The sequence below is a fragment of the uncultured Nostoc sp. genome (assembly GCF_964245445.1).
Lineage (GTDB): Bacteria > Cyanobacteriota > Cyanobacteriia > Cyanobacteriales > Nostocaceae > Nostoc.
In genome coordinates, this window is sequence record NZ_CAXTNE010000237.1 from 1 (window position 1) to 12,552 (window position 12,552).

The 12,552-nt window shown below is 42.9% G+C and carries 9 protein-coding genes; 6 read left to right on the forward strand and 3 right to left on the reverse strand.

Annotated elements, in window-relative coordinates; all coding sequences use genetic code 11:
- Positions 1-30: 30 nt before the first annotated feature.
- The 5 genes from ACFE90_RS29210 to ACFE90_RS29230 all read left to right on the forward strand — a co-directional run bounded on the left by ACFE90_RS29210 (position 31) and on the right by ACFE90_RS29230 (position 5,955).
- Entirely contained in the window at positions 31-1,164 is a 1,134-nt protein-coding gene (locus ACFE90_RS29210) for a branched-chain amino acid ABC transporter permease (RefSeq protein WP_375505880.1), read from the forward strand.
- Complete coding sequence (locus ACFE90_RS29215) at positions 1,154-1,936, forward strand: ABC transporter ATP-binding protein (RefSeq protein WP_375505872.1); 783 nt, start codon at positions 1,154-1,156, stop codon at positions 1,934-1,936. The genes ACFE90_RS29210 and ACFE90_RS29215 overlap by 11 nt, the downstream gene beginning before the upstream one ends.
- 465 nt (positions 1,937-2,401) lie before the next feature.
- Entirely contained in the window at positions 2,402-3,454 is a 1,053-nt protein-coding gene (locus ACFE90_RS29220; protein ID WP_375505873.1) for a permease, read from the forward strand.
- A 168-nt stretch (positions 3,455-3,622) separates the two neighbouring features.
- On the forward strand, positions 3,623-4,396 hold the full coding sequence (locus ACFE90_RS29225) for a TIGR03943 family putative permease subunit (protein ID WP_375505874.1): 774 nt from the start codon (positions 3,623-3,625) through the stop codon (positions 4,394-4,396).
- Between the two features lie 59 nt (positions 4,397-4,455).
- Entirely contained in the window at positions 4,456-5,955 is a 1,500-nt protein-coding gene (locus tag ACFE90_RS29230) for a hypothetical protein (protein WP_375505875.1), read from the forward strand.
- A 66-nt stretch (positions 5,956-6,021) separates the two neighbouring features.
- Here ACFE90_RS29230 and ACFE90_RS29235 read toward each other — a convergent pair whose 3' ends face one another.
- Both ACFE90_RS29235 and ACFE90_RS29240 read right to left on the reverse strand, forming a co-directional pair.
- Positions 6,022-7,014: an RNA ligase (ATP) gene (locus ACFE90_RS29235; RefSeq protein WP_375505876.1), complete on the reverse strand. Its 993-nt coding sequence runs from the start codon at positions 7,012-7,014 to the stop codon at positions 6,022-6,024.
- A 348-nt stretch (positions 7,015-7,362) separates the two neighbouring features.
- Complete coding sequence (locus ACFE90_RS29240; RefSeq protein WP_375505877.1) at positions 7,363-8,409, reverse strand: threonine aldolase family protein; 1,047 nt, start codon at positions 8,407-8,409, stop codon at positions 7,363-7,365.
- A 926-nt stretch (positions 8,410-9,335) separates the two neighbouring features.
- Here ACFE90_RS29240 and ACFE90_RS29245 point away from each other — a divergent pair.
- Complete coding sequence (locus tag ACFE90_RS29245) at positions 9,336-10,886, forward strand: hypothetical protein (RefSeq protein ID WP_375505878.1); 1,551 nt, start codon at positions 9,336-9,338, stop codon at positions 10,884-10,886.
- 56 nt (positions 10,887-10,942) lie between these two features.
- Here ACFE90_RS29245 and ACFE90_RS29250 read toward each other — a convergent pair.
- Positions 10,943-12,552: NAD(P)/FAD-dependent oxidoreductase (locus ACFE90_RS29250; RefSeq protein WP_375505879.1), on the reverse strand; the 1,610-nt coding region annotated here is incomplete at its 5' end.

The following is a 12,552-nucleotide window of genomic DNA, read 5'->3' on the forward strand; positions in this document are numbered from 1 at the left end:
CTCCCCACTCCCCATTCCCCATTCCTTAATATGGTTGACTATCTCATTTTCTTAGCAATTTCAACAGCACTTTTTGCTCTATTCGCATTAGGACTCAATTTACAGTGGGGCTTTACGGGGTTAATTAACTTTGGTCATATTGCTTTCATGACCCTTGGAGCATATACAACCGTATTGTTAAGCTTAAAGGGCGTACCCCTACCAATCTCGGCACTAGCTGGGGCAATTGTCGCCGCCTTGTTGGGTTTGATAATTGGTTTTGTAACTCTACGCTTACGGGAAGATTATTTAGGAATTGTCACTATTGGTACGGGCGAATTAATTCGTTTGGTAGTAAATAATCAGGAATTACCTGTGGGTGACACCTGGACTTCTGGAGCGTTTGGTGTGCAAAGTTATCCTATACCCCTATCCACAGAGCCGAATTTGTTTGTCAGATTAGTGATGATTGGGCTTTTGACACTGCTGGCTGCTGTAACTTTCTTTACATTGTGGCGATGGATTCGCATCACCCAAATATCTCGGACTACTGATTTAGGCAAAAGGACAACTAGCAAACAAGAATTTGCAGCACGTTTAGGTGTGGGAATTGTTTTAGCAGTTTTGGCAGCAGCGATTTATATTTCTGGGGTAATCGGATTGTATAATTACAACCCAAAAGCAGGTTTAATGCTGGTGTTGCTGTTGGTTTTAGCATTTGTATACTGGCGCTTAGAAATTTTGGTGCGATCGCCTTGGGGTAGAATTCTCAAAGCCATCCGAGAAGATGAAGAAATTCCCAAGGCCCTGGGAAAAAATGTTTTTTGGTATAAGTTACAATCTCTCATGTTAGGGGGTGCGATCGCAGGTATCGCTGGTGCTTTCTTCGCTTGGCAACTGGGCGCCATTTACCCTGATAATTTCCAACCGCAGATCACCTTTGACACTTGGATTATGGTGATTTTAGGTGGTTCTGGAAATAATGTTGGCACAATCTTAGGTGCAGTAATTTTCTTTGGTTACGATGCACTCACGCGGGAAGTCTTACCCAGAATCGTTTCACTTGATGAAGCCCGTTTGGGTGCATTTCGGATCATGGTAATCGGACTAATTTTGATGGTACTGATGATTTGGCGACCTCAAGGTATTCTAGGGAAAAAGGAGGAACTTACTCTTGGTAAATAACCAGTCATCGCCACTTCCCCTTTTGGTAGCTACTGGACTTTCTAAAAGCTTTGGTGGTATCAAAGCAGTTAATGAGGCGAAAATCGAAGTTGCTAAAGGTAGCATTACGGGCTTGATTGGCCCTAATGGTGCTGGTAAAACAACTTTATTTAACTTACTTTCAAACTTCATTCGCCCAGATAAGGGACGAGTGATTTTTGACGGCGAACCGATTCACAACTTGCAACCATATCAAATCGCCCAACAAGGAGTAATCCGCACTTTTCAGGTTGCACGGACTCTCTCGCGGTTGTCGGTGTTAGAAAATATGCTGCTGGCGGCGCAAAAACAAACTGGTGAAAATTTTTGGCAGGTGCAGTTACAACCGCACGTTGTAGCTAAGGAAGAAAAGGAACTACAAGAGCGGGCAATGTTCCTGTTAGAATCAGTGGGTTTGGCAAAAAAAGCACACGATTATGCTGGTGGCTTGTCGGGTGGACAACGCAAGCTACTGGAAATGGGACGGGCGCTGATGACTAATCCCAAGTTAATTTTGTTGGATGAACCAGCTGCTGGTGTGAATCCGAAACTGATTGATGATATTTGCGATCGCATTATCACTTGGAACCGTCAAGATGGGATGACTTTTTTGATTATTGAACACAATATGGATGTAATTATGTCCTTGTGTGATCGTGTTTGGGTACTTGCTGAAGGACAGAATTTGGCCGACGGTACACCCGCAGAAATTCAAACTAATACCAAAGTTCTAGAAGCGTATCTTGGGAAATAATAGTGTAGTTTGAAGTTTGACTGACCATCTATTGGGTAATAGATATGCCAAATTCAATGATGGTAGCAACCAAGAGCGATGTCTACGACGGGCTACGCCTACCCCAATTGTTGAATAAGTATGAATCCTTGATGAAAATACAGCCGAGCTAATATCTTCTCCAGCAAATTACTGTAAGTATAAACATAGGTAATTTCAAATCATCTATGCAGCTACTTGCCATCTAACTGGAACAATTTTTGAACTTAGACAATCTTAGAAATGGTTATCGTCAGTAAATGCACTCAGGTAAATATCACTATCTTGGCTGAAGCAAAGGTTTATAGCGCTTAAACGCTACTTGAAACGTAGGATAACTTGCTACTTAAATAATGTTTAATTTTCCCGAACTGCTTTTGATCCCCATTTCGATAGAATGACTAGGCAGAACCCTAAAACTAAAAACCGCTTTTGACTGCGACGCCCATGAATCAACTGAACAATGGTTTTACTATATTTCTAAGTCTGCTAGTCGAGGCGATGCCTTTTTTGCTTCTTGGGGTTTTATTCTCCAGTTTGCTGCTGTTTTTTGTTGATGAGCGCAAATTAGTAGAAAAAATGCCCAAAAATCCGTTGCTGGGTGCTTTAGTTGGCAGCATGATCGGCTTTTTATTTCCGGTGTGTGAGTGCGGGAATGTACCAGTAGCGCGGCGGTTCCTAATTCAGGGAGTACCCACACCAGTCGCAATTGGTTTTTTGCTAGCAGCACCAACAATTAACCCAGTTGTAATTTGGTCAACTTGGACAGCATTTCGAGATCAACCAGAAATAGTGGTCTTACGAGTCGTATTTTCTCTTGCAATCGCCACAATTATCGGTTTTGTTTTCAGTTTTCAAAAGGACTTAAATCCCATAGTCCAACCTGCGATCGCTCGGTATATGAAGTTTAATCCGCCCGTACAGCCCCAAACCAAAGGCCGTGGTAAACGTTACCAAGTACAACAGGAAGCAACAGTACCGAATCTGTTACAGTCCGGGACTTATATCTTAGGAGGAAAAGCAGGTATACCTATGCGGATAGATCCGAATTTGGTACCGCCTACCTTAATCTCTACCTCCGATAAACCGCTTGCAGCTAAACTGCGCCTAGTTGTGGATAATAGCATCCAAGAATTGCGAGAATTAGGCGGAGTGATGATTTTAGGAAGTGCGATCGCTGCTGCTATTCAAGTGCTAGCTCCCCGTGAATTAATTCTCAGTTTGGGTGCTGGGCCCATTACTTCAATTGTGGTCATGCTGATATTAGCAGTAGTGGTGTCAATTTGTTCTACAGTCGATTCTTTCTTTGCACTATCTTTTGCCTCAACCTTTAGCAGTGGTTCATTGTTGGCATTTCTGGTGTTTGGCCCAATGATTGACATCAAAAGTGTTGGTTTGATGTTATCTATTTTTAAACCCAAAACGATTTTTTACTTATTTACTTTAGCAGCACAATTGACATTTGTATTCACCCTGTTTCTGAATTTGCACGTCTTTTAAAAAACTATTTGTCATTTGTCATTTGTCCATTGTCCTTTGTTAATGACCAATACAACTCTTGGAGAGGCTGTGCCTTAAGCGTAGTTATGCCGCAGGCTTTACGGCAAGGCTTAGTACAAGTGACCAATGACTAATGACCAATGACCAATGACCAATGACTCATGACCAATGACTAACAAAAATTCCAAATCTAAAATTCCTAATCTGTTACTCCCTTGGCTGGATGCTCTAGCAATTACAGCTTGGGGAATTTTGATGTTGAGATATTGGCTAACTAACAAGCTGAACCTGTTAATTCACCCAAATTACATTTGGTTGGCGGTCGTGACTGGTATCAGCTTCATCATTATTGGTTTATTTAAGATGCAGGAACTTTGGCAACGGCGTCGCCGTGATGTTACGTCAAATACCCAGCATATTAGTTTATTTCCCCCTGGTTGGGGCAGTACTTTGTTGTTAACTACAGCGATTCTAGGTTTTATCATTACACCGCAAGTTTTTGCTAGTGACAAAGCACTCCAAAGGGGTGTGACGGCTGATTTATTGGGAAGTACACGCGTCAAACCCCAAGCCTTTCGAGCTACTGTTCTTCCAGAGGAGCGATCGCTTGTAGACTGGGTACGCACTGTCAATGTCTATCCAGAACCAGACACATATACAGGGCAAAAAGTCAAGGTAGAGGGATTTGTTATCCACCCGCCAGATATAGGAAAAGAATATTTGTTCTTAGCGCGATTTGTTTTAACTTGCTGTGCAGCAGACGCTTACCCTGTGGGATTACCCGTCAAACTCCCAAACAATCAAGAAACTTATTCCCCTGATACCTGGTTGGAAGTAGAAGGACAAATGGTAACAGAAAATTTGGCAGGTAAACGCCAACTTACCATTGCCGCTACCTCTCTCAAAAAGATTCCTCAACCGCAGAATCCTTATAGTTATTAGTCATTTGTTAATGGCAAATGACTAATGACTAATGACCAATGACAAATGACAAATGACTAATGACAAAATTTAAAGCATTTATCCAACCACTAGATCGGATAGCGATCGCACTAATGCTACTGCTGAGTGTGCTGATAGGGTTAATTATATTGCAAGGTGATGTGGTGACTGCTCGTGTCCGGGAATTTACCTGGCAAAATCAACAAATTGGCGCAGAAGATAATTCTTTCACCCTCACCTTCAGCCGCCCAATGGAAGTAAAAAGCGTAGAGGATAACTTGAAAATCGAGCCACCCCTAGCAGGTAAATTCAGTTGGGCTGGGCGGCGGATGGTTTATACACTGGTAACACCAGCACCCTATGGCACGAATTATAAAGTGCAGTTACAGGGAGCCAAAGATAAGTTTGCAAAGCAAGAAGGCAAAAATCGGGTGATAGAACCCTTTGTTGGTAGCTTTCGTACACGCGATCGCGTCATCCTTTACATAGGAACCGAGAAAGAAGAACAGGGACGATTAGTTCTTTACAACTTAACCCAAGAGCAAAAAAGGCTACTTACCCCTCAAGACCTGATAGTAATGGACTTTGAGTCCTTTCCTGATGGGGGTAAAATTTTATTTTCGGCTCGCGCGGCTAAGAATCAAGACTTACTTTCAGCCCAACTGTACACAGTGACAACAGGCGTTCCTGGTAAATCTGGACAAGAAGTAGAACCAGCAGGCAAAGTTGACTTAGTTTTAGATAGTAAAGATTATCAAAACCTGAAATTTGACTTATCACCTGATGGGCAAACTATTGTGATTCAACGGGGCAATAAAACTAATCCCGGCGACTTTGGACTATGGTTTATGCCAGCAACCAGTAACGGTTCAGCAGAAAAACCCACCCCTAAACGTCTGCAAAGCCAACCTGGGGGAGACTTTATGATCACACCAGATAGTCAAGCCGTAGCAGTTGCCCAAGGACAGGGAGCAGCTATCCTACCACTGCAAGGTGATGCCAGGAAACCCCTAGATTTTCTGCCGCAGTTTGGTTTGGTACAAGCTTTCTCTAAAGATGGCTCTCAAGCAGCAATGGTAAAGTTTAATACAGATTACACGCGAGATTTGTTTTTAGTGACAAACCAAGGTGTGCAGAAACAACTATTAAAAACTACAGGCTCAATTCTCAGCTGCCAATTTGATATCGCCTCACCCACCCTCTATTGCTTGCTGACACAGCTAGTATCCAAGGAACAATACATAGAACAGCCTTATGTAGTGGCAATTGATCTGAAAACCGGGCAACAGAAACCACTGCTAGTACTGCCTCCCGCTCAACGGAATGTGCAAATGAGTTTATCTGCTGACGGTTTGGGCTTGTTATTTGATCAAGTAGTACCGCAGACAAACCCCCCAGCATCATTACCTACAAACACTTTGAAAACTGATGATGGAGATGTTATTGCTACTAGTAGTCTGTGGTTAATGCCTCTGTTGCCCATCGCTGATGCTGCGACTGTTGAAATTAGACCAGAACAACTCCCCTTAACCGGATTTCGACCCCGGTGGCTACCTTGAGAGAATAATTTGTAAGTCGATTTCGGAAGTTCAGTTAAGGTGTCGCCACTAAAACTCGAGTTGAACTTAATGAAGTTCAGTTCCATCCTTACGGAGCAGATAGCGATCGCTAATCAACTTCAAGACTACTCTACCTATTTCTGGATGCGTTTTTTCAATGATCGGTTGCACAACAACGCCTTCCATGATGCAATTGCAACTGACTACACTATTAGCATTATTGAACTGAGACACTGCTTCCCAAGTGTAAGCACCGATATAAAGCACAGGCACTCTTGGTAAAGCAAATTCCTCGCAAAAAGCCACAAAATCGCTGTAATTGAGAAAATGACTCCCGCGACGCACAGCAAATATAGCAATTCCAATATTGCCATTATTCAAGCCATATTTGATATCTTGTACGCCGTAGATTTCCCCAAAAATCTGAGTTCCTGGTGGAAGTTTTTGGAAAGCTTCATTTTCGTTGTAAGCACGAATATAAACTAATTTTTTATTTACTTCGCTGTTTTTCCAGAAGTAATTATGGCTGCCAATTTTAGTTGTGCCGTCAGCATCAACTAAGACAGTGAAGTTAGTTCCATGCAACTTCTCTGTTACAACAACTTCTTCACCTTCAATTAGTATATTTTTGTAACGTTTCAGGTTTTCTGGGCTGGGGAATTTGTAATGTCCAATAAAACTTTCTACTTCCCCACTCATCCCTTGAGGAATTGGATATTCGTACTTTGTTACGCCAAAATACTCCGTATAGTCGTCTCCGACATTTCCCATAAAGTTATTACCAACGGGAATAAGCAAACCCTCAGAGAAAATTCCGCGAAGTTTGGCAGCATACAGTTTTTTCGAGTAGTAGTTACGAATACCAAACTCATCCAAAAACTTTTCTGGAATAACACTATCAATAGGAAAATAAAAAGCCAAATCTCCAGCATGAAGCTTACCTTTGGCTATAATTACTTGATATCCCATATTTTCGATAGAGACAATATCTAACCTATCAGCATTGGGATGAGGATTAATGCTGTTGATTTTGACAACTTCAACTTTAAAAATACTCATAGCTTACCTCTTTTAAAAATCTAGACTTTAGCTCTCTTGTAGTGGCGTGGCAAGGCTAAAATGGTGTAATAGCTAAAGTGCAACTATGAGCCTTTAGCTATCACGCCATAAATCTAATCTACAAATTTAGTCTCGCTACGGTACTAGGGTGCGTTAGCCTTTGGGGGGTCGGGTTCTCTGGGTTTAATAAGTAATCAAGCAGACATAAGATTACGAATTACGAATTAGTAATTATTCGTTGATAATTTATCCTGGCTTCCCAAAAAATATAAATTGATAGTACTCCTAAACTCACAGTATAATCTGGTGGTTTTGGCAATGTGCGGGTACTCATTGATCTCCCTTAGCTTAGTGCCACGAGGATTTCGCAACTTTGGAAATAGCATCAACCGCAAAATCGATATCAGCCCGCGAAACATCTAAATGAGTAACTGCCCGAATAGAATGACCAACGGCTCCCATTTTCACACCATTCTGCTGTAACAGAGTGAGAAACATGGCTTTGTCGAGTCCTAATCTTGAAACATCAAAGAAAACAATGTTTGTCTCAGGTTTTGGATTTCTAACTGTAATTCCCTCGATTTCACTCAGTCGTTGAGCCAGATAAGTTGCGTTGTCGTGGTCTTCTTGTAGACGTTCAACATGATGGTCAAGTGCATAGAGACAACCTGCTGCAACAATGCCAGCTTGACGCATTGCGCCACCAAAAATGTGTTTATATCGACGTGCTTGTGCGATGAACTCCCGTGTACCCGCAAGAACAGCACCGATTGGTGCGCCTAGTCCTTTAGTAAAGTCAATCCAGACAGAATCAACACAGGCAGCAAAATCCTTGGCTGTAGTTTGAGATGCAACAACTGCATTTAAAAGTCGTGCCCCGTCCATGTGGGTAGCTAAACCTTTTTGACGGGAGAACTCGCAAACCTCACGTAGTTCATTGAGCCGCCAAACCGAACCCCCTCCAAAATTGTGGGTTTGCTCTACACACAATAAGCGGGGAATTGCAGAGTAAAGGTAAGGAGCAGTCGCAACTCTTTCAAGTGATTGAGCCAGAGCATCGACTGTAAAAATTCCTCGATCGCTAGCAATCGGTTCCATTAGTACACCAGAAGTCATCGCTGCACCCCCCGATTCAGCTCGAATAATGTGTGCCATCTGTTCTACTAGCACCACATCAGCAGGGCGGGTATGGGTCTTGATTGCCACAAAGTTACAAATGGTTCCACAGGCAAAGAAAAGAGCGGCTTCTTTGCCTAGTAAATCTGCAACCCTTTCTAGTAGTTGGTTAACGGTTGGATCTTCTCCTTTTTGCTCATCTCCAACTTCAGCAGTGGCGATCGCCTGTCGCATCGCCTGTGTCGGCTTTGTTTCAGTATCGCTTGTTAGCAAAATCATCAGCACTCCTAGAACAGGTATATATAGGAATCATATTTGATTTTTAAAATTATCTACGTGGTGCGCGTTCGCGCAGCGTCTCGCAGAGAAGAGCGATAGAGGAGGAGTGGGGAGTAGGGAATATAGAATCTACGCTTTTCGAGTTGAGGGCGAGCTTTTTCAGAAATTAAACTTACACGTATTTATCCGTAATTATCATGGTTGCCTAATATTTCAGGTCTAGCAGAAGCTCTTGTTTGTTTTGACATGAAATAGCGATCGCCCAAAATAACAGAATAGAATTTACGTACTTTACATCTTGACCATCATGTGAATGGTAAGCTTACTCAACTAAAAGTCTTACTCTGCCTAGTTACCAGCCTCTGCCTACCCTAAAACCAGCAGGCTCTACTTTGTACAAGAGCATTACAAAGCTGTACCTTATAACTAGAGCTAACTCGCAGTTAGTTGTCTCTGTCAATGCGTAAGTCCTATAGAATTATTAGTTAACAGTAGATACTTGTACTGACATCTATCCTAAGTAATAAAAAACCCAGCATAAAATGTATTCCTCAATACATTTTTATTTTATATATTAAGGTGGATGCGATTATAGACAATAATTTATGTGGTGAGGCAGTTTTTTCATGTAAAAAACTTGATCAGCCAATACAGTTTAGTTTTTAAGCATTGGGTTTCTCTTCTCTGCCGCCTATCCCCAAAGGCGGCCCAAATTCCCTTTCCGTCTCTTCTTGACGGCCAAGAGCATCATAGTGTTATAACGGCATCAGTCTAGATACAAAATGGGGAACACCAATTGATGATTAATTGCTGGCGCTTGGAGAAAGTTAAACTTAGCTTCTAGAGCAAACCCTGATTAGACACAGTTGATAAGCAATGCTAATGCCAGCACTGCTGAATATTTTTAAGCAGGTGAGTCAAGAGTGATGAATGAAGCTAACACCTCAAACAAGGGGGTTGTGATGGAATCCCTAAATTCTGCTAATTCGCCACAATCGGAGCAGGCGAGTTGTCCGTTTTACTCAGTTGTGCCTAATGACAATATGACAGTCAGCAAACTGCCACTCCTCATGCCAGCTGAAGATACACAATTTTCAAAAGATACCACCCAGCAAGACTGGGTTGCAGAGCCTGAAAGCGGCAAACAAGCACTTATTGACTCAGAATTTCAGAACCTGCTGGCATTGAACGAAGAATTGCGTGCAGCTAACAATAACTTGTATGAACAAGTGGAGCAGCTAAAAGATAACCTAGCTGAGTCAGAAAAGGTTTTGCAGTGGCAGAAAACGCGTTCTAGCGTTAGTGAGTCAATGCTCAACCAACACGCTCAAGAACTGGCTGCGGCTCAAGAACAAATAAAATCCCTCTTTCAAAAATTAGAAACTGCTGTACAGACTGTTCAACACCAAGAAATTCTCACCGAAAGTTATAAAGCACAGCTACAAATCAGCCAACAACGCCTTGCCCAGTTAGAGCGAGAATGTACGTTGTTACACACCAACAGCAGCGAACAGTCTCAGCAGTTATTGCAATCAGAAACTGTTTGTCGGGAGTTACGTACCAGACTGATGCGACAACAACGCCAAACGCTGCAATTTAAAGCAGCTTTGGAAAAGTGTTTAGATACATCGGTTCCTAACTATGACTCTCTAGAAGATACTGCAAAACATCCCAAAGACATAACTAGTGGGCAAGGAAGATTCTCTAGAAAAGCTCGATCTTTGTTTCCTAACGCCCAGCCAATTCAACCTTGGTCAGCAGAACCAGAATCCCTGACTGATGATCTAGATAATTCTTGGGGCGAACCGTCGGCACCAATCCCATTCCAAAGAAATGAACCGACTCCAACGCCATCATCTTCTTGGAACTGGTCAGTTAAGCAAAATCCGCCAACACCAGCAGAATCGGGCCCTTCTCCAAAAATTGATGATCCCCCAGAGACACCAGAAGCTGTTTCAACTTCAGGGTCATCAAATTTAGATCAGCAATTAGATAGTCTCATCCAAATGTTTTTCACCTCCCAGTCAGCATCTGCATCACCACCACCTGCGGCGAAAACGAATGTGGATAGTAATCAGGGTGATGCACCTATCTGGGAGACTTTAGCAACAATCCTAGAAGAAGATGAGGAATTAGAAAATCCACACCAGGAGCAGTTGGCAGCAGAAATTAATCATCCTACAACTACCTCCACTTCTTGGACAATAGATTCTGTAGTTTCACCAGCCAATAACTTACCAGTTTCTTCTACTTCACCTTACACTGAGACGCCACCTGAAGGAACTGAAGACTACTGGTCAGAAGTTTCACAATTGACACAGTTGGAATTATCGGCAACTGATTTGCCTCCAGAGTCATTAGGTGATAACACCAATGATACATCACCTTCACCAGTGGTTTATCCCCAGCGTCCACCCAAGGGGCGTAAGTCATTGGCATCTGTGGAACTGCCAAATTTTCGCCCCAAGAGTCAATAGTTAGTTGTCATTAGTCATTTGTCTAATACTAATGACCAATGACTAATGACTAATGACTAATTAAGAATCCTTGCTTCTGACTTCGGAATTATGGCTTCTGGGTTGGCTTTTTCTACTTGAGCGCGCGATCGCGGTTTGCCTGTGGCGATCGCATAATCAATCGCCAATAACCACAGCCACAATCCCGGATTTCGGGGTTCTAGCCAAAAACCTACCCGGTTCAAGAAGCGCCCGAACCACGGACTCAGCAAAGAGCTAATTAAGGCATGACGACCGAAGTTGAAATAACTACCAAGCCATCGCCCTAAATCTCTGGGGCCAGCAAGTTGCCAAATCCATAAAAGCAAGGCAGGATTTCTTCTAGCTGCTTTGAGTGCAAGGCGGTTAAAGGTTAACCAATCACACCTATCTTTAATGAAGTTATCTGCTACTTCTTGGGGTTCGTCTGCCAACAGTCCAAAGAAGGTGTTGAGCATGGAGTTAATCCGTTGGGGTGGTAAAAATTTCCCTGTGGGTACCATCATGCCTTTGGAAAATAGCCAAGTGACGGAAACGTTGCTTTGGTAAGCACGAATTTGGTTCAAGTGGCGGAAACTCAACAAATCATGTTTGAGAGCAGTATCCAACAGGGTTGTTAAACGCTCTAAGTTGCGAACTAGCGAACCAAAACCGGTGAAGACGAGGGGAGACTGGAGTGATGCAGCATCACCGATCGCAATCAATCGATCAAAGGCAATTGTGCGATCGCTACTTCCGACACTAAAATGCCCCGGTATATACCCAAATGTCGGCTTTTTCCACACCAATTTGTCCATATCGCACCTGCGATACTCTGGCAAAATCGTGAAAAAGTCCTCGTACATCTCTAGCAAGGAACCGGGATTTTCAGCATTGACCTCATGGTAATGAAATAAATAAATCGTCAGTTCATCATTTGCCCCTGGAAACAGTTCCCAAATCAGCTGTCTTCCCCGCGAGATATCCCCATGACTGTAAAGAACATCTCCATATTGGGAATCCCATACTTCCGGCTCAAATCCGCTCTCAATTGCCGCTCCCACTGTCGGACATACACTATCAAAAGCACGACCACCATTTAATTGCCAAGCGATGGGCGATGCAGTTCCCATTGCATCTATTAACAGTCGTCCACTTACTTGCTTTTCAACCTGACTGGGTAAGTGCTTGACTTGTAGAATAACTTGTGATATATCAATATCTGCACGGATAAACTCTGTTTCATCCCAGATTTCACCGCCTGCCGCTTGCAGTTTTTGCCCACACATTTGGAGCCATTTTTCGGAATCTAAGCCTAAATTTAGGACTGTGGGTGTGTGGAGGACGGGCGATCGCAGTTTGGATGGATTATTAGCATCAAAAAACTTATTGAATCCGTCTTTGTATTCCCTGGCAATGATGGTTTCTAACTCAGCGGGGGTGAGTAAACCCAGGTTAACTAAGCTTTGAATCTCATCGCGGGAAATATTCCATTCTCGGTTCATCCGCCCAAAGGGCATTCGTTCCAGCAGCAGGACTTTATATCCGAGTTTTGCCATCAGTGCTGCATGAATCGCGCCTAGTGCGCCACCGATGTAGATGATGTCGTACTGGGGATTAGTGATTGGGGATTGGGTATTGGGATTACCTTTTCCCCAGTCCCCAGTCC